This window comes from Streptomyces sp. cmx-18-6, from assembly GCF_046548915.1.
Classification (GTDB): Bacteria; Actinomycetota; Actinomycetes; order Streptomycetales; family Streptomycetaceae; genus Streptomyces.
The window spans coordinates 545,323-567,654 of the sequence record NZ_JAEBEP010000002.1 but is presented as its reverse complement, the minus strand read 5'-3'; the positions used below and the strand labels follow the sequence as shown (position 1 = coordinate 567,654).

Genomic DNA, 22,332 nt, shown 5'->3' with positions numbered 1-22,332 from the left:
GACACGTCAGCCAACGCACCGCCGGACGCACGGGCCGGTCCCCGGCGCGCGGCGAGCTGCCGCATCCGGGTGGCGATGGCCGACGACGTCGGCGTGCCCGAGGAGTCGTACACGTCGGCCACCCGCCCGGCGTCGAGGAAGATCACCCGGTCCGCCCAGGCCGCCGCGACCGGGTCGTGCCTCACCATCAGGACGGTGGTGCCGAGCTCGGTCACCGCCCGCCGGAGCAGCCCCATGACCTCCTCGGCGGTGGCCGGGTCAAGGGACCCGGTGGGCTCGTCGGCGCAGACCACGGCGGGGCCGGTGATCAGCGCGCGGGCGATGGCGACGCGCTGCTGCTGGCCGCCGGAGAGCTCGCCGGGGCGGCTGCCGCCCCGGTCCCCGAGCCCGACCTCGGCCAGCAGCCGCGCCGCCTCCGCACGGTGCGGACGCCGGCCGGCCAGGCGCAACGGGAGGAGGACGTTCTGCTCGGCGGTCAGCGCCGGCAGCAGGTTGAACGACTGGAAGACGAAACCGACCCGCTCCCGACGCAGCCGGGTCAGCCTCCGCTCCCCCATCCGCCCGATGTCCTGCCCGCCGAGCAGCACCCGCCCGCCGGTCGGCCGGTCCAGGCCGGCCCCGCACTGGAGGAGGGTGCTCTTGCCGGAGCCGGAGGGGCCCATGACGGCGGTGAAGCTCCCGTGCGCCAGCCGTACGTCGACTCCGCGCAGCGCGTGCACGGCCTTCGCACCCCGGCCGTAGCGCCGGGTGACCCCGTCCATGGCGAGGGCCCACTCGGACGCGGGCCGCCGGAGGGCCGGGGCGGAAGCCGCGTTCCGGGGGTCGTCGTTCTTGTTCGTTCGCATGGTTCGACGGTACGAATGCGCAGGTGGGGAGCGGTATGATGCGGTCCCCCGAATCAAGGTGCGGGAAATCCGAACCCCGCCGCCGACCGCACGTCCTCGGGACGCCAGCACCTCAGGACGTCAGCACCTCAAGACGCCAGCACCCCAGGACGCCAGCACCTCGGGACGCCAGCGGAACGTCAGGGCATCAACACGCCGGGACGTCAGGACGTCAGGACGTCAGGACGTCAGGACGTCAGGACGTCAGCAGAGCTTCGGGGCAGCCGGCGCCTCAGGACATCCCGCCACGGGCGAGCAACGCGCGGGCCCGGGTGAGGGCCGTGTCGCGCCGGGCGGCGAACTCGTCTTCGGTGAAGACGGGGGTCCGGACGGCGGGCGGGATCCCCGCACCGTCGAACGTGGTGCCGTCCGCCGTCAGGAACTCCTCATTGGGCAGCAAGAACGTCCAGCCGTTGGGGAGTGTCCGTCCGAGAGTGTCGGAGAAGACGCCCTGGGTGTTCTCGCCCACGCGCACGGGCTCCGGAGAACGCCCCGACAGGGCCTGCGTGAAGGTTTCGCCGGCACTGACGGTGAGCCGTCCGGTGAGGACCGCCACGGGCCCGGTGAACACCGGCCGGCCCGCGCGGGGCCTGACGCGGATGGACTGCTCGGCGGTGAACCGCCTTGCGTCGTCCGGGTCGTTGCGGGCGTGCTTGCTGTAGGCGGTGTACGTCCGGTCCGTCAGACGGGAGGCGACCCGCAGAGTGAGCGCGTCGGAGCCGCCGCCGTTGAAGCGGAGGTCGATGACGAGCCCGCGCAGTGCCCGGGGGCCGGTGGTGCGGTTCCGGCTGAACACGGCGTCCAGAGCCCGGTCGAGTTCCGCGATGTCCCCCGCGTGGTCGCCCTTTTCCGTGAAGCCGCTGAAGCGGGTGATCCGCAGATAGCCGAGTCCCTCGGGAAGGTCGGCGTAACCGATCGTGCCCTGTCCCCAGCGCCGCAGACCGCCCCCGACGCTCTCCGTCGTCGCCTGCTCGATCCGCGCGATGAGTTCCCGGGTCGGCGGCTCGGTGTCCGCCCGGATCCCGGCGAACGCCCTTCCCTCGCCCGCCATGAGGCTGGTGTGCGCGTCATGCAGGGGTTCGATCATGTCCCGGAGAACGGCGAACAGTTCGTCATCGGTGGTCCTTGCGGTGACCTCGGGCCGGTAGCGGTCGCGCAGGGCCTTCCAGTCGATGCCCTTGGCCGCGAAGAAGGGGTAGTTCTCGGCATAGGTGCGCCAGAAGACGTCGAAGACGGTGCGCGGATCGTCGCCGGGCCCGCGTGAGCAGTTCTCGGGCAGTGACGCCATACGGTGCAGAACGCGTACGCCGACATTGTCCGCGAATCGCAGACCGGCCGACCGGCGGCCGACCGGTGTCACGGTGATATGCGCCGCGCCGGTTTCCCGTGGCACGAATTCCGTCCTGCCGTCCGGATCCGGGGGGCCGATCCTGTCGGCCTCCACAGTGCCGGGGATACAGCTGATCGCCGTGGTCTCGTACGTCCGCAGCCGCTTTCCGTCAACGACGACGACGGTTCCGTAACCGTCCATACGCCATATTCCCTGCGCCGAACCATGACGGCTTTCCGTTTCCGCCGAAACCTGCGATACGGCGGTTTTCCCGGAACCGCCCGAAATAGGAGAGCAGGCGACGGCTCCCATAAGGAAGGCGGTGGCCAGAGAGACGACGGCCGCCGATCGCACGGGGCGGCGACGGGAAACGGACGTCGTGAAGATCGCAGTGATGGGGGACCTGTCGAGAAGACCCATGGGGCGCCTTTCGGGGAGGGGGACACCGTGCGCTCGGAGCCGAGACCGCCCCGCCGCGAGATGCGACGGTACGCAGCGGGCGGCGGGGCGGACGATGGGGCGGTCCCCCTGTTCCACGTTCGGAAAAACCGCCCCTCAGGGCCGGTTCTCCAGGCGCTCCATGTGGTCCTCGCCCCACTGGCCGAGCGGGGTGAGGGCGGTGATGAGCGAGTGGCCGAACTCGGTCAGCGAATACTCCACCTTCGGCGGCACCTGCTGGTGGACCTCGCGGTGCACCAGGCCGCCCGCCTCCAGCTCCCGCAGTTGCAGGATCAGCATCCGCTCACTGATACCGGTCACGGTCCGGCGCAACTCGCCGAACCGCAGCGGGCCGTCATCCAGCCAGAACAGGATCAGCCCTTTCCACTTCCCTCCCATGACGTCGATGGCGGCATCCAGCCCGCAGGTGTAATTCCGCTTCCCCATGACCATTCCCCATGACCGTTTCCCGTGGCAGCCCCCCGTTACCGTTCCCCGTGGCAGCCCCCCATGACCGTTTCCCGTGACAGCCCCCATGACCGCTCCCCTGACAAAACTGTGGGTACCGAACAGAATTGTAGGTACTTGCAGAAACATTCCGTACCCCCGCAGCATGGATCACACATCGCACAGCAGGGTGTCGACAACCCCTGCCGCAGCACGATTCACGATTCATGCCCCGCACGCGTCGAGCGACGGGGATATTCGACGGGAGCACCTCATGGCCCAGCAGCACCCCACCCCCGTGACCGTCATCGGGCTGGGCTCGATGGGCGGCGCCCTGGCCGAGGCGTACCTCAAGGCCGGGCACCCGACCACCGTATGGAACAGGACCCCGGCGAAAGCCGCGCCGCTCGCGGCCCAGGGGGCCCGGCACGCGCTGACAACCGATGCGGCGGTCGCGGAAAGTCCCCTGGTCATCGCCTGTCTGACCACGTTCGAGAACACCATCGAGGCACTGACCCCGGCCGCCGGGGCGCTCAAGGGGCGCACCTTGGTCACCCTCAACAGCGGGTCGCCGGCCGGCGCCCGCGCGATGGCCGCGTGGGCGCACGGTCACGGCGCGCGGTATCTCGGCGGGGCGATCAAGAACGTTCCGTCCGCCGTGGGAGCCGAGGACACGCTCCTCTACTACGGCGGCGACAAGGACGCCTTCGACGAACTCGCCCCCACGCTCCGCGTATTGGGCGGCGACACCGTCCACCTCGGTGACGACGCCGACCTGGCCGCGCTCTACGAGATGGCGGTGGGCGGCACGCTGCTCCCCGCGCTCGTCGGCTTCTTCCAGGGCGCGGCGGCGCTCCAGGCGCGCGGCCTGGAGGTCGCCTCGATGGTGCGGTTCAGCGTCAAGTGGTTCGAGATGATCAATTCGGTCCTGCCGGTCTTCGCCGACGAGATCGACCGCGGGGACTACAGCGCCGCCGCGTCCTCGGTCGATCTGTTCCTGGCCGGGGCCGGTCACGACAAGGAGTTCGCCGAGGAGGCGAACCTCGATGTGGAGTGGCACCAGCCGTTCCACGACCTCCTCCGCCGGGCCGTCGACGCGGGCCACGGGGGCCACAGCGTCTCGGCCCTGACGGAGGTGCTCAAGCGCCCCGCGCCTCCTGCCTGAACCGCGCCCCGATCACGCCCACGTCCCCCGTGCCGCGATGCGCCGCGCCCACGGCTCCAGGTCGGCGGGGTCGCGGCCCAGCACCCGGCGGACGTCGTCGGTCACCTCGGCCGAGTGGCCCGCCCGGTGCAGGGCGAACATCGCGCCCAGGGCGTCGGCGGCCGCCTCCGGCCAGCCCTCGGCGAGGAGTTCGGCGCGGTACGCGGCCGGGGTGAGCTCCTCGAAACGGATGGGCCGGCCCGCCGCGCGGGCGATCGTCTCCGTGGCCTCGGCGAAGGTGAGCCCGCGGGGGCCCGTCAGCACATAGGTGCGGCCCGCGTGCCCGTCCTCGGTGAGGACGGCCGCCGCGACCGCCGCCACGTCGTCGGTGTCGATGAACGGCTCGGGCACGTCCCCGATCGGCAGCCCCAGCCGGCCCGCCCGGAGCGGGGCCAGCCACAGGTCCTCGTCGAAGTTCTGGAAGAAGTTGTTGGCGCGCAGGAGCGTCCACTCGGCCCCGGACTCCTGGACGGCCGTCTCGGCGGCCGCCATGCCCTGGCCGAAGTCGTCCCCCGCCCCCTCGATGCCGTGGCCGGAGAGGGCCACGAAGCGGCGTACGCCCAGGGCGTCGGCCTGCTTCACGAACGCCTTGACCGGGCCGGGGTCGTCGGGGGCGATCAGATAGACCGCGTCGGCTCCGGCGAGCGCGGGTTCCCAGGTGTCGGGGAGGGTCCAGTCGAAGGCGACCTCGCCGGAGCGGGAGGCCGCCCGGACCGTGACCGCCTGGGCGTCGCGCAACCGGGCGACGACCCGGCGGCCGGTCTTGCCCGTCGCGCCGAGGACGAGAACCGTGGGCGGGGCGTGGTGCGCGCCGGACGCGGTGCTCTTCGCGGATTCCGTGCTCTTCCCGAGTTCTGCGGTCCTCGCGGTTTCCGTGTCCTTCCCGGCTTCCGTGGTCCTCGCGGTTTCCGTGTTCTTCCCGGTCTTCGTGTTCTTCGCAGTCATGGGGCAAGTTCATCGCGCGACCGCCCCTCGAACCATGGGCACCCGTCCGCCGTGCATAGGCGGGCGTCCGCTCGTGCGGCACTTCTGCCTATCGTGGCGTCATGGACGTGTTCGACGAGCTGTTGCGGGGCGTGCGGGGCAAGGGTGCGGTATTCGGGCGTTCGGTGCTGTGGCCGCCGTGGTCCCTGAGGTTCACGGACGGGGCCTACCTGACCCTGTGCCTGCCGCTGCGGGGCGCCGGGTGGATCGTGCCGGAGGGCGGGGAGCCGCTGCGGCTGGCCCTCGGGGAGGCCGTGATCGTACGGGGGCCGGCGTCGTTCACCTTCACCGACGACCCGGCACAGGCACAGGCACAGGCACACGGTACGGACGTGGGGGCGGGGGTGCGCGAGGTGCGCTGGGGCGAGGACATGGCCCCCTCCCCCGGCCAGGGGCCCGACCTGGAGGGGCCCACCGTCCTGCTGGCCGCCGCCTACGACGTACAGGAGCAGGTTCCCCAACGCCTGCTCCGGGCGCTTCCGCCGGTGCTCCTGGTGCCCGACGAGGGCGACTGCTCGCCGCTGCGCGACTACCTGGCGGCGCAGATCTGCGGTGCGCGGCCGGGGCACCAGATCGTGCTGGACCGGCTGCTGGACTGGCTGCTCGTGTGCACCCTGCGGGACTGGTTCGACCGGCCGGAGGCCGAGCCGCCGGGGTGGTACGGGGCCCTCGGCGACGCTGTCGCGGGGCCCGCGCTGCGGGCGATGCACGAGGACCCGGCGCACCCCTGGACGACGGCGGAGCTGGCGGCCCGGGCCGGGGTGTCGCGGACGACCCTGGCGAAGCGGTTCACGGAGCTGGTCGGGGACGGCCCGGTGGCGTACCTGACCGAGTGGCGCATGACCCTCGCCGCGGACCTGCTGACCCGCCCGGAGCTGACGGTGGCGGCGGTGGCCCGGCGGGTCGGCTACGCGGACGCGTTCGGCTTCAGCGCGGCGTTCAAACGGCTGCGGGGCGAGAGCCCGAGCGCGTACCGGCAGGGGCCCGCGTCGGTCGGGCCCGTACGGGCGGCTCCGGCGGGGTGAGGGGGCCGGGGGGCTCCGGCGGGGTGAGGGGGCCGGGCGGCTCCGGCGGGGTGAGGGGGCCGGGCGGCTCCGGCGAGGTGTGAGGACCCGGGCAGGAGAGGCAGGCCGGGCGGGGCGGCCAGACGGAAGAGGCACGCCCGCGTCAGGCCGTGACTACCGGGACGCCTTCTCGCCGCCCCGCCAGCAGGGCGGCGATATGGTCCGCGCAGCGCAGGGCGGCGGTGGCCATGGCGGTCCTGGTCATCCCGGCGACGTGCGGGGTCAGCAGCGCGTTCGGAAGGCCGAGGAGTGGCGAGGCGAAGGCCGCGTGCTCGTGCTCGAAGGTGTCGACGGCGGCCGCCGCGAGCGGATGCGCGGGGTCGCGCAGGGCCTCGGCGAGCGCCTGCTCGTCGACGATCCCGCCCCGGGCGGTGTTCAGCAGGATCGCCCCCGGCCGCATCAGCGCCAGCTCCGCCCGCCCGATCAGCCCCCGGGTCCCAGGGGTGAGCGGGAGGTGGAGGGAGACCACGTCACTGGTCGCGAGCAGGCCGGGGAGAGTGAGGGCAGGCCGAGGCGCAGGTGTCGCTGCCCGGTGTGGCCCTGATGCCGGGTGTGGCCCTGACGTCGGGTGCGGCCCTGATGTCGGGTGTGGCCCTGACGTCGGGTGTGGCGCTGCTGTCGGGCGTGGCGCTGCTGCCTGGTCGCGCCGCCGCGAGAACGCCTGGACGTCCATGCCCAGCGCACCCGCCCGCCCCGCCAGGGCCAGCCCGGTCCGGCCGGCTCCGACGATGCCCAGCGTCAGCTCCGACAGCTCGGGCGGCGGGGCCGTGGACGCCCGCCACTCGCCCCGGTGCGCGGCCTCGTCGTACGACCGCAGCCCCCTGGTCAACGCGAGCAGTTGGGCCAGGGCGAACTCGGCGACCGCAGCCGCGTTGGAGCCGGGTGTATGGGTGACCGCGACCCCGTGGCGGGCGGCGGCCGCCAGATCGACGTGATCGGTGCCCGCCCCGGCCCGGCCGACCACGCGGAGCGGGTGGGCCAGTCCGGGCCGGGTGGCCCCCTCGAGGAAGTCGGCGCGCAGCGGTACCCCGGCCCGGGACTTGACCGCGTGGTGACCGAGCCCGTCCCGTACCGCCCCGGCAAGCAGCGCGGCCTCGTCGAAGGGGTCGAAGTCCGTGAACTCCACCCGGCCGCCCCAAGCTGCCCGGACCCCGGCGTGGTCGGCCACCCTGCGCAGGTTCAGCGTGACGGCCAGACCGTGGCCGAGCAGGCGTTCCAGTTCCCGGCCGAGCAGCGCACCGGGAGCCGCGTCCACCAGCAGCACACGTGACCGTTCCACGAGCCCTCCCCCGTCCGCCGTGCGGGCCCGAACCCTGTAAGCCCCGAACCCCCCGTGCAGACCCTACCGCGCGGAGCTCGACGGCATCCCCGGCCACCTCTTGACCTCAACTTAACCTGAGGTTTTACGTTGAACTCATCAGCCAACAACCGCAGGGAGCCCCACCATGACGACCCAGCATGTCTCCGACGCCGAACTCGCCGGGCAGCCCGCCGCCTACTGGACCGGCGTGGCCTACGAGGCGCTCATCGCGTACACCCGGAAGCAGCAGGCCGAACTCGGTTTCACCCAGCCCCAGTTCTGGCTGCTGCGCAACCTGTCGACGAACGACCTCTCCCCTGACGGTCAGGGCATGACCGTCCCCGAACTCCAGCAGGCGATGCACACCTACATCCGGCCGGAGGACGACCTGACGGCCGAGTCGGAGGTCCTGCTGGAGCGCGGATGGCTCACCCGGGACGCTGACGAGCGGCTCTGGATCACCGAGGCGGGCGAGGAGGCCCGGGTGGGGATCAAGCGGCACGCCCCGGCCATCCGCGCCCGTATCCACCAGGGCATCGACGACGCCGACTACGCCACCGCCCTCCGGGTGCTCCAGCAGATGATCCGCAACACCGGCGGAACACTGGGCTAGCCCCCCCACGCCCTTGCTCCTCCTCAGCCCCAGGCCCCCTCCGCCGCCGCATCCCGGACGACGTCGGCGAGGTCGCGCGGCGGGCGGCCCAGCGCACGCTGGACGCCGTCCTTCAGCGCGGCCTCCCGACTCGTGCGGATCGGGTCCAGCGCGGCGGTCCAGAGCGCGGCCTCCACCTCCGACATCCCCTGCGCGACCAGCCCCTCCCGGAACGCGGCCTCCTCGGTCGGGACGTAGGAGGCGCGTACGCCGCTCGCCTTGGCGATCTCGTCCAGGACGTCGGCGACGCCCAGCGCACGGGGGCCCGACAGCTCGTACTCCTCACCCTCGTGACCCTCCTCGGTGAGCGCCGCCACCGCAACGGCGGCGATGTCCTCCGCGTCGATGTACGCGGCCTCGCCGTCCCCCACGGGCAGGGTCAGGGAGCCGCCGCGCACCTCGTCGAGGAAGACGCCCTCGGTGAAGTTCTGGGCGAACCACCCGGGCCGCAGGATCGTCCACTCCACCCCGGAGGCCCGCACGGCCTCCTCGCCCTGGACATGCGGGCCGCCGTCGTAGTCGGGGGAGCCGAAGTAGCCGGGGACGTTCACGCCCCGGGCGGAGAGCAGCACCAGCCGCCGCACCCCGGAGGCCACTGCCTGTTCGACGAAAGCGGGCGTCGGGGAGGGCGAGGCGTCCAGCGGGACGATGTAGACGGCGGCGACCCCGTCCAGGGCTGCCTTCCAGGTGGAGGGGTCCGTCCAGTCGAACGGGGTCTCGCCGGACCGCGAGGCCGCCCGGGTCTCCACCCCCAGCGCACGGAGGCGGGCCACGACGCGGCGGCCGGTCTTGCCGGTGCCGCCGATCACCAGAACGGGCGAGTGAACGTGTTTTGCGTCTGTCTGAGTCATGATCCAAGCCTCGCCCGGCCGCCCGCGCTCCGCACATGGTTCAGCGTCCGGGAGGGATGTCCGTCCGTCCGGGTCCTCGCAGGCTCTCCGCGGCTGGAGGAATATCCGCCCGGTCCTCGCAGGCTCCCTGCGGTACGGGAGGAGTATCCGCCCGGTCCTCGCAGGCTCCCTGCGGTACGGGAGGAGTATCCGCCCGGTCCTCGCAGGCTCCCTGCGGTACGGGAGGGGTGAACCCCCATGGACGCACGAATGAGGCCCGGATCCAAGAGATCCGGGCCTCATCGTTCACGCGTTCATCAGTAGCGGGGACAGGATTTGAACCTGCGACCTCTGGGTTATGAGCCCAGCGAGCTACCGAGCTGCTCCACCCCGCGTCGGTGAACCCAACCCTACGCCACTTCGCACCCCTCCATGACCACCGCCGATCCGCAACCGGGCCACCGCCGGACCACAGGCCGCCCCTCGCCCGACCCCCGCCCGCCGGCCGGCCCGCCGGCCGGCCGGCCGGAGCCTTTGCCTGCACGACCATTCCTGACGGGCCGTCAGTTCAGTAACCTGACAGAGCGTCAGCCAACCGCGCCTGCCCCCACGGACACCGGGCCGGCGGACCATCGAGCAGGAGTGGCGGAACGATGCTTGGATCGACTCACGGCACCCTCACCACCGACTTCCGCGCCCGGGTGGTGGCCTGCGGCGAGGAGCCGCACGCCGCCGTCGTCAGCCTGCCCACCGCCACCCGGCAGGGCGGGCTCGACGTCAGCGGACGGCCGCTGCACCTGCCCGTGCCCGACCTGGACCGCTTCTTCCGGCCGCGCTCGGTGGCCGTCGTCGGGGCCTCCGACGCCGAGGGGCGGCCCAACGCCGGCATCACCCGGCAGCTCATCGCCTGGGCCGAGCGCGTCGGGGCGCGGCTGCACCCGGTGCACCCGACGCGGGAGGCCGTGTTCGGGCTGTCCTGTGTGCCGTCCGTCGCCGAGCTGCCCGAACCGGTCGACCTCGCGGTCCTCCTGGTGGCCGACCCGCTCCCGGTGATCGAGGAGCTCGCCGAGGCCAAGGTGCCCTTCGCGGTGGCCTTCGCCTCCGGGTTCGCGGAGACCGGGGAGGCGGGCGCGGTGGCGCAGGCCCGGCTGGCGGCGGCCGTGGAGCGGTCCGGGCTGCGGCTGCTCGGGCCGAACACCAACCTGAACGCGTTCGAGGAGTTCCGGGACGACCTGGAGGGCCCCGCCATCGCCCTGATCACCCAGTCCGGGCACCAGGGCCGCCCCCTCCACGCCCTCCAGGCGCTGGGCATCCGGCTCTCGCACTGGGCGCCCACGGGCAACGAGGCCGATCTGGAGACCGCCGACTTCCTCGCGTACTTCGCCCAGCGCCCCGAGGTGGGGGCCATCGCCTGTTACGTAGAGGGGCTCAAGGACGGCCGTTCCTTTCTGCTCGCCGCCGACCGGGCCGCCCGGGCCGGGGTGCCGGTGGTGGCGGTGAAGGTGGGGCGTACGGAGCGGGGGGCCAGGGCCGCCGCCTCGCACACCGGGAAGCTGACCGGGGCCGACCAGGTGGTGGACGCGGCGATGCGGCAGTTCGGGGTGATCCGGGTGGACGGCCTGGACGAACTCCAGGACACCGCGGCCCTGTTGGCCCGGGCCAGGCCGCCGCAGGCCCAGGGCGTCGCCGTCTACTCGATCTCCGGCGGCACCGGCGCCCACTTCGCGGACCTCGCCACCGCCGCCGGGCTCTCCCTGCCCACCCTCTCCCGGGCCAAGCAGGACGAGCTGCACACCTGGATACCCGGCTACCTGGACGTCGCGAACCCCGTCGACAACGGCGGCCACCCGGTCGGCGACCCGCGCGGCCGGAAGATCATCGACGCGATCCTCGCGGACCCGGCGGTGGGGGTGCTGATCTGTCCGATCACCGGCCCGTTCCCGCCCATGAGCGACCGGCTCGCCCAGGACCTGGTGGACGCGGCGGAGGCCACCGACAAGCTGGTCTGCGTGATCTGGGGCTCCCCCGTGGGCACCGAGGACGCCTACCGCTCCACGCTCCTCGGCTCGTCCCGCGTCGCCACCTTCCGTACGTTCGGCAACTGCGTCACCGCCGTACGCGCCTACCTCGGCCACCACCGCTTCGCCTCCGGCTACCGCTCTCCCTTCGACGACGCCCCCCGCACCCCCTCCCCCTCCTTCCGCAAGGCGCGCGGCCTGATGCGTCCGGGGCAGCAGCTCAGCGAACACGCGGCGAAGCAGCTCCTGCGCGCGTACGGGATCCGGGTGCCGCGCGAGCAGCTGGTGACCAGCGCGGCGGGGGCGGTCCGGGCGGCCGGGCCGGTCGGCTACCCGGTCGTGATGAAGGCGTCCGGCCCCCGTCTCGCCCACAAGACGGAACTCGGCCTGGTGAAGGTCGGCCTGACCTCCGCGAGCCAGGTCCGGGACGCCTACCGGGAGTTGACCGACATCGCCCGCTTCGAGTCGGTCGACCTGGACGGCATCCTGGTCTGCCAGATGGTCGAGAGGGGCGTCGAGATGATGGTCGGCGTCACCCACGACGCCCTCTTCGGGCCCACCGTCACGGTCGGGCTCGGCGGGGTCCTGGTGGAGGTGCTGCACGACACGACGGTCCGGGTGCCGCCGTTCGGGGAGAAGGAGGCCCGGGACATGCTCGGGGAGCTGCGCGGCCGGGCGCTGCTGGAGGGGGTGCGCGGCGGGGCCCCCGTCGATGTGGACGCGCTGGTGGAGGTCGTGCTGCGGGTGCAGCGGATGGCCCTGGAGCTGGGCGACGATCTGGCCGAGCTCGACATCAACCCGCTGGTGGTGCTGGGGCGCGGACAGGGCGCGGTGGCTCTGGACGCGCTGGCGGTGTGCCGGTGAGCCCCCAACCCGTAAGCGGAGAACCGGAGTCGACCGCCCCGGACAGCGTCGACGACGGTCGGAAGCCGACCGTCCCGCACAGCGTCGACGACGGACCGGAGTCGTCCGCCCCACGCAACACAGAAGGGCCGGAGGCGTCCGCCCCCCGCAACACAGAAGGGCCGGAGGCGTCCGCCCCCCGCAACACAGAAGGGCCGGAGGCGTCCGCCCCCCGCAACGCCGAAGGACCGGAATCGACCGTCCTGCACAGCGTCGACGCCGGGGTCCTGTGGATCACCCTCAACCGGCCCGAGGCCATGAACGCCGTCACCTGGGAGCAGCGCGAGCGGGTCATCGCCCTGCTGGCCGACGCCTCCGCCGAGCCCGCCGTACGGGCCGTCGTGCTCACCGCCACCGGCCGGGGCTTCTGCGCGGGCGCGGACCTGCGCGGCGGCCGGGACCCGGGGCGCGAACGCGTTCCCGGGGACGTCGCCCGGACGATCCGGCGCGGCGCGCAACGGCTGATCGCCGCCGTGCTGGACTGCGAGAAGCCGGTGATCGCCGCCGTCAACGGGACCGCCGCCGGGATCGGGGCGCATCTGGCGTTCGCCTGCGATCTGGTCCTGGCGGCCGATACGGCGAGGTTCATCGAGGTCTTCGTACGCCGTGGTCTCGTCCCGGACGGCGGCGGAGCCTATCTGCTGCCCCGGCTGGTGGGACCGCAGCGGGCGAAGGAGCTGATGTTCTTCGGGGACGCCCTCGGCGCGGCGGACGCGGAGCGGATGGGGCTGGTCAACCGTACGGTCCCGGAAGGGGAGTTGGCGGCCGTCGCCGGGGAGTGGGCCCAGCGGCTGGCCGAGGGGCCCACCCGGGCGCTCGCGCTGACCAAGCAGCTCGTGAACGCCTCCCTGGACAGCGAGCGGGCGACGGCGTTCGCGGCGGAGGCGGCCGCCCAGGAGATCAACATGACGACCCGGGACGCCAACGAAGGGGTGGCCTCCTTCGTCGAGCGGCGGGCACCCACATACCTCGGGCGTTAGGGCGTGTCCGGCGGATCTTGACCGGATAGGCCGGACACACCCTAGGCCAGTTGCGGGATCGCGTCGGCCAGGGTCCGGCGGTAGGCGGCGAGCCGGGAGGTCCGGCCGATGGTGAGCGCGCCGACCAGACGGCCGCCCCGGTGGTAGCTGACCTCCAGCCGCCGGGCCTCCCGGTCGCACTCGTGGACCTCCACCGTGTCGGCGAGGCCCGGCAGCCCCACCGAGCGGAGCCGCACGCCGTGCAGGTCCGACCAGAAGGACGGCACCTCGTCGAAGACCGGGGCGGCGTCCCCCCGCAGCAGCGTACGGGCGGCCGCCGCGCCCTGGTCCGCCGCGCCGGCCCAGTGGCCCAGGTTCCAGGCCGCGCCATCGGCCAGGCGCTGCGGGACCCGGGCCGCGTCGCCCGCCGCCACCACGCCGGGCACGGGTTGGCCGTCCGGGAACAGGGCCCGCAGCCGGTTGTCGCAGGGCACTCCCCCGGCCGCCTCGATGCCCGAACCGGCCAGCCACCCCGTGGCCGGGACCGCGCCGAGCGCGAGCACCGCCACATCGGCCGCGACGGTCCGCCCGTCCGACAGCCGGGCCCCCGTGAGCCGGCCGTCCGGCCCGGTGCGGAACTCGGCCACCGTGGCGCCGGTCCGCAGGTCGATGCCCGCCTCCCGGTGGAGCATGGCCATGAACGCGCCGACCTCCGTGCCCACCGCGCGCTCCAGCGGAACGGCCCCGGCCTCCACGAGGGTGACGTCGAGGCCGAGCGCCCGGCCCGCCGCCGCGACCTCGCCGCCGAGGAATCCGGCCCCGACGACGAGCAGCTTCCGCCCGGGGACGAGCTGGGCCCGGAGCGCCGCCGCGTCGTCACGGCCGCGCAGGGTGAACACGCCCTGCCGGGGCCCCGGTTCGCCGGGCAGGACACCGGACCGGGCCGCCGCTCCGGTGGCGATCAACAGACCGTCGTAGTACAGGCGTGTGCCCTGCGCGAGGGTGACGACCCGCTTGAACGGGCAGAGCCGGACCGCCGGCCGGCCCAGCAGCCAGCGGGCCCGCAGGCCCTCGGGCACCGGGAGGCCGGTGTCGGCCGGGGCGGGTGCCGTCAGGAACTGCTTGGACAGCGGCGGCCGGTCGTACGGGGCGTACGGCTCGGCGCCGACGATGGTCAGCCGCCCGGTGTACCCCTCGGCGCGCAGCACCGTGGCGGCCCGCAGACCCGCCAGCGAGGCCCCGACGATCACCAGGTCGCTGGGGTGGTCGACGGCCCTCATGCGGCTGACGCCCGGCGCGGGGCGGCGGCCACGGTGATGGCGCGGACGGGGCAGGACGCGGCGGCCTTCTCGACCGCGTCGCGCAGCCCGTCGTCCGGCGAGGGCTCGTACAGGAGGTAGTCGTCGTCGTCGAACGAGAAGACCTCGGGCGCGGCGAATACGCAACTCCCGTGACTCTCGCAGAGGTTCAAATCCACGGTGATCTGCATGATGGCTCCTCACTGGGGGTGGGGCACTGCGGGACGCGGTGGGGCGCGGTCGGACACGGCGGGACGCGGTGGAGCGCGGTGGAGCGCGGTGGAGCGCGGTGGAGCGCGGTGGAGCGCGGTGGAGCGCGGTGGAGCGCGACTGCGGACCGTCGACGGGTCAACCGGTCGTCGGCGGGTTGAAGCGGGAGAAGGCGGGCGCGGACCAGCGCAGCGGGGAGGCCGCGCTGATCTCCCGTACGGCGGTGATCTCGAACTCCACCAGCCGCTGCGCCCCGGGGTGGCGGGCCACCTCCTCCTCGTCCCACACCGTGCGGGCCGAGCCGGTCAGGTGGAGGGAGGCGCCGGTCTCCCAGCCGGGGACGAAAAGCCCTGCGGCCGGGTTGAGTTCGAGGTTGCCCAGGGTCAGGAACATGGCGTTGCCGGCGTAGTCCGGCCAGCGCAGCAGCCGGGGCGAGAGCACCTGGACGAAGCCCGGGTTGCCGCCCCGGTGCGAGGCGTCGGCGTCGCCCCGGTCGGAGGCGGTGGCGACGAAGAAGGTGTCGGCCGCCCGCAGCGTCCGCTGCTGGCCGGGGCTGAGCTCCGTGCTGTCGACGGCCGTACGGGAGGAGGCCGGCGACCCCGTCTCCGTAACCGGGTGGTGGTCCCGTTTCTGGATGTACTTGGGGCAGTTGGAGATGACCTGGTCGAGCTCGACGCGCAGCCCGTCGCCGTCGCGGAACGCCCGGCCGTTCATCCGCATCCGGCGGCGGGTGGCCGGTTCGATGCCGATCATGCCGATCCGGGCGGGCTCCCCGCCGACGCCGCTTCCGGCGCCGGCGAGGAGCCCGGCGAGCGGGTCCTCCGGCGGGGGCAGCGCCCCGATGTTCAGGGTGTGCGGCTCGGGGACGGTCAGGAATCCCGGCTCCCCGGTGAGCTGCGTCGCCCAGATCCGGCCCCGCTCGTCCGTGCCGCCCATGACGATGAAGGGCTGCTGGGCGAGGAAGGCCGCCGCCACGGGGGGAACGGTGTTGTCGATGGAGCCGTGGGCCTGTCCGGCCGGACGGACGAATCCCGCCCGCTCCTGCACGGCGATCTCACCGTGGTGGTAGCCGCCCATGACTCACGCCTTTCACCGAAGGAGGGTTCTTGCTGTGGCTGTGGCTGCCGGTTGGCCGCCGGCGGTGCTGTGGCCGCCGGTGGTGCTGTGGCCGCCGGCGTCTGTGGCTGCCGCTGTCTAGAAGAAGCCGCAGGTGGGAGCGCCGGAGGTGGGGGCGTCGGCCGGGTCGGCCCCGGTGGACGTGTAGATCTCCAGGCGGATGCCGTCCGGGTCGGCGAAGAAGATGCCGCCCGAGGTGCCGGTCTCGCCGTGGGGCACGACGCCGTCGTAGGCGAACTCGGCGCCCAGGGTGCGCAGGACCTCTTCGGTGGCCCGCACCTCCTCGATGTCGTCCACCTGGAAGGAGAGGTGGTGCAGACCGGGCAGACCGGTGGGGAAGACGCCCTCGCTCTGCTGCCACAGGGTCAGCACGAGCCGGTTGTCGCGGCCGAGCATGGCCCAGGGGCGGTCGCCGTCCTTGCTCTCGCTCACCACCTCCAGGTCGAAGACCTCGCGGTAGAAGGCGATCGAACGGGCCAGATCGGTGACGTTGAGGCCGACGTGGCCGGTCTGCAGGTTCTTCGCCTTGCTCATGTTGTCCGTCCCCATGCTTTCGGTCAGGGCCGCGATGGATCGCGTAACCATTGAATTCGACTTTAAGGGTTAGACCTCGACCCGGTCAACCGGTGTTCTTCGTTTGTCCGGTTACCATCGGGGCAGCACCACCCCCGCCCGACGGGGCCATCCACCGAACCGGCGACGGAAGGACCCAGCCGTGCCGCACCCCACCGGGGCCGACCCCAGGCCGCTGACCGGCGAACCCCTCGCCCTCGACCTGCTCAACACCCGGTGGATCGACGCGGAGGGCCCGCGCGACCTGCTCGCGTCCGAGGAGGGCCTCGCCCTCTGGCTGAGCGGTACGGCGGTACGCGAGCAGACGAAGGCCCTCGCCCCGGCGGCCGACGCGAAGACGCTGGCCCGGCTGCTGGAGACCCGCGCCACGCTGCACGCACTGGCCGCGTCGGCCGCCCGGCGGGAACCGGCCGCCGCCGAGGACGCGGCGGCGCTCAACGCGGTGCTGTCCCACGGGCGCATCCGCCGCACCCTGGGGGGCGACGGGCTCCCGCAGTCGGCGGTGGAGGTGGACGACCCTTCCTGGGGACCCGCCTGGTACGCGGCCGAGAGCTGGCTGCGCCTGGTGGCCGACCGGCCCGACCGCATCCGCCCGTGCGCGAACCACTCCTGCGTCCTGCACTTCTACGACGTCTCCAAGAACGGCACCCGCCGCTGGTGCTCGATGGCCGGCTGCGGCAACCGCGCGAAGGCCCAACGCCACTACGCCCGCCGCACCGGATCCTGAACGCCTGGAGCGCAGACGCTCCGCGCCGTCATCGACGGGAGCCGCGCCTGCTCGGGCGGCCCCGCATGCCACCCCCGATACGCCATGACCCGGCCCCCTCCTGGAGGCGGTCCACAACAAGCCTCCTCGGCCCACCCGTTCACATCTGACGTTCCGTCAGTTCTAATGGATGACGTGATGGGACACGCAGGCATGGCCGCCACCGCCGTCCGGTACCTCAGGTCCGTAGGCGCCGCCACGACAGCCGGACCGCATGCGACGCCCCGGCCGCACACGACAGCCGGACCGCCGCACACGCCGCCGGAGGCGCTGCCCCGGCCCGATCTGAGAGCCGTCCGGGACGGCGAACGGCTCCCGGTCGACCCGGCCGAATTCCGGCGCGTGCTGGGCCACTTCGCCAGCGGCGTCACCGTCGTCACCGCGCGCGACGCGGACGGCCCCACCGGCTTCGCCTGCCAGTCCTTCGCCTCACTGTCGCTGGACCCGCCCCTGGTCGCCTTCATGGTCGCCCGTACGTCGGCGACCTGGCCGCGCATCGCCCGCGCCGGGGCCTTCTGCGTCAACGTCCTGGGGGCCGAACAGGGGTCCCTGTGCCGGGGGTTCGCGGTGAGCGGGGCGGACAAGTTCGCGGGGGTCGCGTACGAGGACGCCCCGGCGACCGGGTCGCCGCTGCTCGACTCCGTACCGGCGTGGGTCGACTGCCGCGTCCATGCCGTCCACACCGGCGGGGACCACCTCATCGTGGTGGGCAGGGTGGAGGCGCTGGGCGCGGCGGCGGAGGGGGAGCCCCTGCTGTTCCACCGGGGGATGTTCGGGCGGTTCAGCCGCTAGCGTCCTCCACCGGCCGGTCCCTTCCACCCGGAACTGCCGATTCGGCCCGGGCGGCCCGCCGGATCACCAGCGACATCAGCGCCGCCACCGCGCAGAGCGCCCCCGACGCGTACCAGACCACGTCGTAACTGCCGAAGACGTCCCGTGCCGCCCCGCCGAGGAACGCGACCACCGCCGCGCCCACCTGGTGCGAGGCCAGCACCCAGCCGAAGACGATGGCGCTGTCCTCGCCGTACTGCTCGCGGCAGAGCGCCAGCGTCGGCGGGACCGTGGCGACCCAGTCAAGCCCGTAGAACACGATGAAGAAGACCATCGGCGGCTGGACCTCGGGCGCCATCAGCATCGGCAGGAAGAGCAGCGAGATCCCGCGCAGCGCGTAGTAGACGGCGAGCAGCCGGCGGGCGTCGAAGCGGTCGGTGAGCCAGCCCGAGAAGATCGTGCCGACGACGTCGAAGACCCCGATCACCGCCAGCAGCGAGGCGGCGGCGGTGATCGGCATGCCGTGGTCGTGGGCGGAGGGGACGAAGTGGGTGCGGATCAGGCCGTTGGTGGAGGCCCCGCAGATGGCGAAGGTGCCCGCCAGCAGCCAGAACGGGCCGGTGCGGGCGGCCTTGAACAGCACCGACACCGTGCGGCGCGCGGCGCCCCGGGCGGGGGCGGGCTTCTCGACGTACACACCGCCGTACGGGGCGAGGCCCATGTCGGCCGGGTGGTCGCGCATCAGGAGCCAGACGAACGGGACGACGACCAGGGCCGCGAGGGCGACGGTGACGGAGGCGGGCCGCCAGCCGTGGGCGTCGACGATCCAGGCGCAGAGCGGGAGGAAGACGAGCTGCCCGGAGGCCCCCGCCGCCGTGAGGATGCCGGTGACCAGGCCCCTTCGGGCGACGAACCAGCGGTTGGTGACGGTCGCGGCGAACGCCATCGCCATGGACCCGGTGCCGAGGCCGACGAGCAGCCCCCAGTAGATCATCAGCTGCCAGGAGGCCGTCATCCAGACACTGGCGAGCGCCCCGGAGGCCACCATGGTCAGCGCGACCGCCACGACCCGCCGGATGCCGAAGCGGTCCATGAGCGCGGCGGCGAACGGAGCGGTCAGCCCGTACAGCGCCATGTCGATGGAGACCGCGAGCCCGATCTCGCCGCGCGACCAGCCGAACTCCTTGTGGAGCGGGTCGATCAGCAGCCCGGGCAGGGAGTTGAAGGCCGCGCCGCCGATGATCGTCACGAAGGTGACGGCGGCGACGACCCACGCCCAGTGGGTACGGGGACGACGGCGGCGCACCTCGCGGGGCGGCCGCCGGTCGTCGTCCCGGGCGGCGGTTTCGATGGTCTCGGTCACGTGGACCAGCTTCTTGGCCTGCGCGTTTCCCCACGAGTGGCCGAAAGGCCATGGTTCGCAGGGATCGGGCCACGGCCCGGCGGGCGGCGGCCCGAACCCGCCTACGTACCATCGCGTTCGTCAACGCGGCCGACCGGCCGCCGTCGTCGCGTACGCAACGGATCCGGGGGATCTCATGCAGTGGATCGCACGCCAGAAGTTCCATCGCACGTCGACGGCGATGCGAGGGTGGGGAGCGGTCCTGCTGCTGGCCGCCTGCGCGGCGTGGGCGCGGCTGGCCTACCTGCTGACGGACGTGGCCGACGTGACCTGCTACGAGTCCAGCGTCCCCTGCTCCCTGACCACGGCATGGCCCGAGCAACTCACCCTCCTGGCCGTCTCCGTACCCCTGTCGGTGCTGGGCACCGCGCTGTTCGTCGCCGGAGCCGTCCGCCGGCAGACCAGCGCCCACGTCCTGGAGGTCATCGAGATGCAACGGGTGGAGGAGCGCCGCCGGCAGGAGCAGGCGCGACTGGAGCAGGGGTAGGCGCGGACACAAGCCGGTACAGCCGTCCTACGGCGCAGCCGGCCTTCGGACTCCCGCGTGGACGCCCCACCCCGCCGCCGCGCCCACCGCGTACCAGAACAGGTCCGGGGCGTTGAACGTCGAGCCGAGGACCAGCCGGGCCGCCGTGCTGTGCGCCGAGAGGTCGGCGGGCGCGCCGGTGAGCTGGAGGAGTTCGACGGCCCAGCTGAGGGCGAGTGCGGCCCCGGCCACCGTGATCGGGCGGGCGCGGGGTGCGCAGAGGGTGAGGAGGGCGCAGAGCAGCACCGTATAGAGCGCGCTCCCCGCGTACTTGGCGAAGACGCCGTCACCCCCGGCGCGCACGGCGAGGCCCGTGGCGACGGTGACGGCGGCGGCGACGGCCGCCATCGCGCGGGTCCGGAGCGAGGAACACCTCACGCGAGCCCCACCCTCTTCAGCCGCCGCATCGACCGGACCGCTGACAGCACGACCACCACCCCCACGTTGATCACGGCCACCACCACCAACAGCTCCGGCGCGCCCACCGCCACGAGCAGCTCCGGCGGGCCCGCCGCCACGAACAGCTCCGGCGCGCCCACCGCCACGGCCGGCGGGCCGGCCAGGGCGCGGCCCGCCCCGGCCATCAGAAGCGAACCGGCCACATCGTAGACGCGCAGCCGGTTCCGGGCCTCGGGCGGGAAGGCGCGGAAGCGGCGGAAGCGGCGGGGGCCGGGTGTCACGTGAGGCGTTGGGAATGGACGCGGTCCCTGTCGGCTTCTCCCTCACGTCGCTAACCTGTACCAGCCCCTGGTCTATACCAACCAGCGCGTTCCCCGATGGGCCCCCACGAGCCCGCCGGCGCGCTTCGAGGAGGCCCGCCATGCCGCACCGCGTCGCCGTCCTGGCCCTGGACGGACTGCTCCCCTTCGAACTGGGCATCCCCCAGAGGATCTTCGGCCGTTCCCTGAGTTCCACGCCGGGCGGCAGGAGCGGGAAGCTGTACGACGTCGTGACCTGCTCCGTCCGCCCGCCGGGGCCGGTGCGGACCGACGCCGACTTCTCGATCCTCGTGGAGCACGGCCCCGAGGCGCTCGCCACCGCCGACACCGTGGTCGTCCCCGCCTCCTACGAACTGGGCCCCGTCTTCGAGGAGGGCAGGCTCACCGAGGAGCTGGCGTCCGCGTTCGCCCGCATCCGGCCCGGCACCCGGATGGTCTCCATCTGCACCGGCAGCTACGTGCTCGCCGCCGCCGGGTATCTGGACGGCCGCCCCGCCACCACGCACTGGTCCTCCGCCGACCACTTCCAGCGGACCTTCCCCCAGGTCCGCGTCGACCCGGACGTCCTGTTCATCGACGACGGCGACGTCCTCACCTCGGCCGGGGTCGCCGCCGGGATCGACCTCTGCCTCCACCTGGTGCGCCGCGACCACGGAGCCGCCGTCGCCAACGAGATCGCCCGGCGCACGGTCGTCCCGCCGCACCGGGACGGCGGGCAGGCCCAGTACATCCACCGGCCCGTCCCCGAACCGCAGTTCGCGACCACCACCGCCGCCCGCGCCTGGGCGCTGGCCCGGCTGGACCGGCCGATCCTGCTGCGGGACATGGCCCAGCAGGAGGCGATGAGCGTACGGACCTTCACGCGCCGCTTCCGCGAGGAGGTGGGCGTCAGCCCGGGCCAGTGGCTGACCCAGCAGCGGGTGGAGCGGGCCCGGCACCTGCTGGAGTCCTCGGACCTGTCGATCGACCAGGTGGCCCGGGACGCCGGCTTCGGCACGGCGACCTCGCTGCGCCAGCACCTCCAGGCGGCGCTGGGCGTGCCGCCGACGGTGTACCGGCGTACGTTCCGGGCGTCGGCGGACACCCCGTAGGCGCTGTTACGTCGTCGGGTTCGGCAGCAGGTCGTCCAGTTCGGCCGCGAAGAGCCGGGCGGGGTCGAAGCGCATGCCGGTGAAGTGGCCGGCGAGCTCCAGGGACAGGACGCCGTGCATCCGGGTCCAGAAGCTCATGGCCAGGCGCAGGGCGGCGGGCGGGGCCGGGTGGTCGCCGGCCCAGTCCCGGTGCTTCGCCAGGTGGGCGGCGAAGGAGACGTCCGGGGCCTCGGAAGCTCCCGGCCCGCCCGGGGCCTCCCGCCCGCCCGGGGTGAGCGCCACACAGGCGTCCAGCAGGGTCGCCATGATCTCGGCGGAGATGGCGGTGGTGTCGTCGGGCGCGTGGTAGCCGGGGATCGGGGTGCCGTAGAGGAGGAAGTACCGGTGCGGGTCCTCCAGCGCCCAGCCGCGCAGGGCGTGCGCCAGCCCCGCCAGGTCGGCGCCTTCGGCGGCGGCCGTGCGCAGGGTGTCGGCCAGGCTGCGGTACGCGTCCCGGACGAGCTCGGTGATCAGCTCGTCCCGGCCCGCGAAGTAGCGGTAGAGCGCGGGCCCGCTCACGCCCATCCGCTTGGCGATCGCGTTGAGGGAGAGCGCGGAGGCCCCGGCCGTGGCGATCTGCTCCCAGGCGTGCCCCTTGATCTCCGTACGGACCTGGGCGCGGTAGCGCTCGCGCGGGGTCGCGGCGTCGGCCTTCCCCATGATGTGCCGCCTTCCCCAGCCGTGAGGCTGCGTACGCGAAAGCCGTGAGGCTATGTACTCAAAGTTTCGTTAGAAGCTATCACGAGACCTCTCGACCCCTCAGTTCGTGATGCGTTACATCTTCTGACGAACACACAAGCCTCTAGTC

22 protein-coding genes, 1 tRNA gene and 1 pseudogene are annotated in these 22,332 nt (G+C 73.2%); 9 read left to right on the top strand and 15 right to left on the bottom strand.

The genetic code is table 11. From position 1 onward, the window contains the following. Positions 1–20: 20 nt before the first annotated feature. The 3 genes and pseudogenes from ACLJPL_RS07530 to ACLJPL_RS07520 form a co-directional block, all read right to left on the bottom strand. Positions 21–845 (bottom strand): annotated as a pseudogene (locus tag ACLJPL_RS07530) (ABC transporter ATP-binding protein); the annotation flags it as partial. 271 nt (positions 846–1,116) lie between these two features. Next, positions 1,117–2,415: a S41 family peptidase gene (locus ACLJPL_RS07525; RefSeq protein ID WP_411079901.1), complete on the bottom strand. Its 1,299-nt coding sequence runs from the start codon at positions 2,413–2,415 to the stop codon at positions 1,117–1,119. Positions 2,416–2,769: 354 nt separating this feature from the next. After that, positions 2,770–3,099, bottom strand: coding sequence for a winged helix-turn-helix transcriptional regulator (locus ACLJPL_RS07520; protein WP_411079900.1), 330 nt, complete (start codon positions 3,097–3,099; stop codon positions 2,770–2,772). Between the two features lie 274 nt (positions 3,100–3,373). Here ACLJPL_RS07520 and ACLJPL_RS07515 point away from each other — a divergent pair, with 274 nt between their 5' ends. Then, the gene (locus tag ACLJPL_RS07515) at positions 3,374–4,264 is read left to right on the top strand and encodes an NAD(P)-dependent oxidoreductase (RefSeq protein ID WP_411079899.1); all 891 of its coding nucleotides are present in this window, start codon (positions 3,374–3,376) and stop codon (positions 4,262–4,264) included. 12 nt (positions 4,265–4,276) lie between these two features. On the opposite strand, the gene ACLJPL_RS07510 is transcribed toward ACLJPL_RS07515, so the two are convergent. Next, on the bottom strand, positions 4,277–5,248 hold the full coding sequence (locus ACLJPL_RS07510; protein WP_411079898.1) for an NAD(P)H-binding protein: 972 nt from the start codon (positions 5,246–5,248) through the stop codon (positions 4,277–4,279). A gap of 101 nt (positions 5,249–5,349) precedes the next feature. On the opposite strand from ACLJPL_RS07510, the gene ACLJPL_RS07505 reads away from it, so the two are divergent. Continuing rightward, positions 5,350–6,312: an AraC family transcriptional regulator gene (locus tag ACLJPL_RS07505; protein ID WP_411079897.1), complete on the top strand. Its 963-nt coding sequence runs from the start codon at positions 5,350–5,352 to the stop codon at positions 6,310–6,312. A gap of 142 nt (positions 6,313–6,454) precedes the next feature. Here ACLJPL_RS07505 and ACLJPL_RS07500 read toward each other — a convergent pair whose 3' ends face one another. Next, entirely contained in the window at positions 6,455–7,630 is a 1,176-nt protein-coding gene (locus ACLJPL_RS07500; RefSeq protein WP_411079896.1) for an NAD(P)-dependent oxidoreductase, read from the bottom strand. Between the two features lie 166 nt (positions 7,631–7,796). Between ACLJPL_RS07500 and ACLJPL_RS07495 the strand changes: the two genes are divergently transcribed. After that, positions 7,797–8,264, top strand: coding sequence for a MarR family winged helix-turn-helix transcriptional regulator (locus tag ACLJPL_RS07495; protein ID WP_411079895.1), 468 nt, complete (start codon positions 7,797–7,799; stop codon positions 8,262–8,264). Between the two features lie 23 nt (positions 8,265–8,287). Here the strand turns inward: ACLJPL_RS07495 and ACLJPL_RS07490 are convergent, their stop codons facing one another. Together ACLJPL_RS07490 and ACLJPL_RS07485 are read right to left on the bottom strand one after the other, a co-directional pair. Continuing rightward, positions 8,288–9,154 (bottom strand): NAD(P)H-binding protein, encoded by an 867-nt coding sequence (locus tag ACLJPL_RS07490; protein ID WP_411079894.1) that lies wholly within the window; start codon positions 9,152–9,154, stop codon positions 8,288–8,290. Positions 9,155–9,454: 300 nt separating this feature from the next. Then, a tRNA-Met gene (locus tag ACLJPL_RS07485) sits at positions 9,455–9,528 on the bottom strand. 258 nt (positions 9,529–9,786) lie between these two features. Here ACLJPL_RS07485 and ACLJPL_RS07480 point away from each other — a divergent pair. Then, the gene (locus tag ACLJPL_RS07480) at positions 9,787–12,015 is read left to right on the top strand and encodes an acetate--CoA ligase family protein (RefSeq protein ID WP_411079893.1); all 2,229 of its coding nucleotides are present in this window, start codon (positions 9,787–9,789) and stop codon (positions 12,013–12,015) included. A gap of 242 nt (positions 12,016–12,257) precedes the next feature. Then, positions 12,258–13,034 (top strand): enoyl-CoA hydratase/isomerase family protein, encoded by a 777-nt coding sequence (locus tag ACLJPL_RS07475; RefSeq protein ID WP_411080044.1) that lies wholly within the window; start codon positions 12,258–12,260, stop codon positions 13,032–13,034. Between the two features lie 41 nt (positions 13,035–13,075). Here the strand turns inward: ACLJPL_RS07475 and ACLJPL_RS07470 are convergent, their stop codons facing one another. The 4 genes from ACLJPL_RS07470 to ACLJPL_RS07455 form a co-directional block, all read right to left on the bottom strand. After that, positions 13,076–14,293, bottom strand: coding sequence for an NAD(P)/FAD-dependent oxidoreductase (locus tag ACLJPL_RS07470; RefSeq protein ID WP_411079892.1), 1,218 nt, complete (start codon positions 14,291–14,293; stop codon positions 13,076–13,078). Next, the gene (locus ACLJPL_RS07465) at positions 14,290–14,502 is read right to left on the bottom strand and encodes a ferredoxin (protein ID WP_411079891.1); all 213 of its coding nucleotides are present in this window, start codon (positions 14,500–14,502) and stop codon (positions 14,290–14,292) included. Before ACLJPL_RS07465 ends, ACLJPL_RS07470 begins: the two co-directional genes overlap by 4 nt. A 157-nt stretch (positions 14,503–14,659) precedes the next feature. Continuing rightward, positions 14,660–15,598, bottom strand: a complete 939-nt coding sequence (locus tag ACLJPL_RS07460; RefSeq protein WP_411079890.1) for a pyridoxamine 5'-phosphate oxidase family protein — start codon at positions 15,596–15,598, stop codon at positions 14,660–14,662. 117 nt (positions 15,599–15,715) lie between these two features. Then, positions 15,716–16,171 carry a VOC family protein gene (locus ACLJPL_RS07455; RefSeq protein ID WP_411080043.1) on the bottom strand — a complete coding sequence of 152 codons (456 nt, stop codon included), beginning with the start codon at positions 16,169–16,171 and terminating at the stop codon, positions 15,716–15,718. A 181-nt stretch (positions 16,172–16,352) separates the two neighbouring features. On the opposite strand from ACLJPL_RS07455, the gene ACLJPL_RS07450 reads away from it, so the two are divergent. Together ACLJPL_RS07450 and ACLJPL_RS07445 are read left to right on the top strand one after the other, a co-directional pair. Then, positions 16,353–16,937, top strand: coding sequence for a CGNR zinc finger domain-containing protein (locus ACLJPL_RS07450; protein ID WP_411079889.1), 585 nt, complete (start codon positions 16,353–16,355; stop codon positions 16,935–16,937). A 192-nt stretch (positions 16,938–17,129) separates the two neighbouring features. Beyond that, positions 17,130–17,768 (top strand): flavin reductase family protein, encoded by a 639-nt coding sequence (locus ACLJPL_RS07445; RefSeq protein WP_411080042.1) that lies wholly within the window; start codon positions 17,130–17,132, stop codon positions 17,766–17,768. Here ACLJPL_RS07445 and ACLJPL_RS07440 read toward each other — a convergent pair. After that, positions 17,758–19,110, bottom strand: coding sequence for an MFS transporter (locus tag ACLJPL_RS07440; RefSeq protein WP_411079888.1), 1,353 nt, complete (start codon positions 19,108–19,110; stop codon positions 17,758–17,760). The genes ACLJPL_RS07445 and ACLJPL_RS07440 overlap by 11 nt on opposite strands. A 175-nt stretch (positions 19,111–19,285) precedes the next feature. Here ACLJPL_RS07440 and ACLJPL_RS07435 point away from each other — a divergent pair, with 175 nt between their 5' ends. Then, complete coding sequence (locus tag ACLJPL_RS07435; RefSeq protein WP_411079887.1) at positions 19,286–19,636, top strand: hypothetical protein; 351 nt, start codon at positions 19,286–19,288, stop codon at positions 19,634–19,636. A 27-nt stretch (positions 19,637–19,663) separates the two neighbouring features. On the opposite strand, the gene ACLJPL_RS07430 is transcribed toward ACLJPL_RS07435, so the two are convergent. Both ACLJPL_RS07430 and ACLJPL_RS07425 read right to left on the bottom strand, forming a co-directional pair. Beyond that, positions 19,664–20,023, bottom strand: a complete 360-nt coding sequence (locus ACLJPL_RS07430) for a DUF2809 domain-containing protein (RefSeq protein ID WP_411080041.1) — start codon at positions 20,021–20,023, stop codon at positions 19,664–19,666. Between the two features lie 26 nt (positions 20,024–20,049). Further along, complete coding sequence (locus ACLJPL_RS07425; RefSeq protein ID WP_411079886.1) at positions 20,050–20,355, bottom strand: hypothetical protein; 306 nt, start codon at positions 20,353–20,355, stop codon at positions 20,050–20,052. 140 nt (positions 20,356–20,495) lie between these two features. On the opposite strand from ACLJPL_RS07425, the gene ACLJPL_RS07420 reads away from it, so the two are divergent. After that, positions 20,496–21,485 (top strand): GlxA family transcriptional regulator, encoded by a 990-nt coding sequence (locus ACLJPL_RS07420; RefSeq protein WP_411079885.1) that lies wholly within the window; start codon positions 20,496–20,498, stop codon positions 21,483–21,485. Positions 21,486–21,491: 6 nt separating this feature from the next. On the opposite strand, the gene ACLJPL_RS07415 is transcribed toward ACLJPL_RS07420, so the two are convergent. Continuing rightward, the gene (locus ACLJPL_RS07415; protein WP_411079884.1) at positions 21,492–22,184 is read right to left on the bottom strand and encodes a TetR/AcrR family transcriptional regulator; all 693 of its coding nucleotides are present in this window, start codon (positions 22,182–22,184) and stop codon (positions 21,492–21,494) included. Positions 22,185–22,332: the final 148 nt, after the last annotated feature.

Excerpts from the sequence above, each read along its gene's own strand:
- ACLJPL_RS07525 (WP_411079901.1), bottom strand. The coding sequence starts at position 2,415 with ATGGACGGTTACGGAACCGTCGTCGTCGTTGACGGAAAGCGGCTGCGG.
- ACLJPL_RS07520 (WP_411079900.1), bottom strand. The coding sequence starts at position 3,099 with ATGGGGAAGCGGAATTACACCTGCGGGCTGGATGCCGCCATCGACGTC.
- ACLJPL_RS07515 (WP_411079899.1), top strand. The coding sequence starts at position 3,374 with ATGGCCCAGCAGCACCCCACCCCCGTGACCGTCATCGGGCTGGGCTCG.
- ACLJPL_RS07510 (WP_411079898.1), bottom strand. The coding sequence starts at position 5,248 with ATGACTGCGAAGAACACGAAGACCGGGAAGAACACGGAAACCGCGAGG.
- ACLJPL_RS07505 (WP_411079897.1), top strand. The coding sequence starts at position 5,350 with ATGGACGTGTTCGACGAGCTGTTGCGGGGCGTGCGGGGCAAGGGTGCG.
- ACLJPL_RS07495 (WP_411079895.1), top strand. The coding sequence starts at position 7,797 with ATGACGACCCAGCATGTCTCCGACGCCGAACTCGCCGGGCAGCCCGCC.
- ACLJPL_RS07490 (WP_411079894.1), bottom strand. The coding sequence starts at position 9,154 with ATGACTCAGACAGACGCAAAACACGTTCACTCGCCCGTTCTGGTGATC.
- ACLJPL_RS07480 (WP_411079893.1), top strand. The coding sequence starts at position 9,787 with ATGCTTGGATCGACTCACGGCACCCTCACCACCGACTTCCGCGCCCGG.
- ACLJPL_RS07470 (WP_411079892.1), bottom strand. The coding sequence starts at position 14,293 with ATGAGGGCCGTCGACCACCCCAGCGACCTGGTGATCGTCGGGGCCTCG.
- ACLJPL_RS07465 (WP_411079891.1), bottom strand. The coding sequence starts at position 14,502 with ATGCAGATCACCGTGGATTTGAACCTCTGCGAGAGTCACGGGAGTTGC.
- ACLJPL_RS07460 (WP_411079890.1), bottom strand. The coding sequence starts at position 15,598 with ATGGGCGGCTACCACCACGGTGAGATCGCCGTGCAGGAGCGGGCGGGA.
- ACLJPL_RS07455 (WP_411080043.1), bottom strand. The coding sequence starts at position 16,171 with ATGAGCAAGGCGAAGAACCTGCAGACCGGCCACGTCGGCCTCAACGTC.
- ACLJPL_RS07445 (WP_411080042.1), top strand. The coding sequence starts at position 17,130 with ATGGCCGCCACCGCCGTCCGGTACCTCAGGTCCGTAGGCGCCGCCACG.
- ACLJPL_RS07435 (WP_411079887.1), top strand. The coding sequence starts at position 19,286 with ATGCAGTGGATCGCACGCCAGAAGTTCCATCGCACGTCGACGGCGATG.
- ACLJPL_RS07430 (WP_411080041.1), bottom strand. The coding sequence starts at position 20,023 with ATGGCGGCCGTCGCCGCCGCCGTCACCGTCGCCACGGGCCTCGCCGTG.
- ACLJPL_RS07420 (WP_411079885.1), top strand. The coding sequence starts at position 20,496 with ATGCCGCACCGCGTCGCCGTCCTGGCCCTGGACGGACTGCTCCCCTTC.
- ACLJPL_RS07415 (WP_411079884.1), bottom strand. The coding sequence starts at position 22,184 with ATGGGGAAGGCCGACGCCGCGACCCCGCGCGAGCGCTACCGCGCCCAG.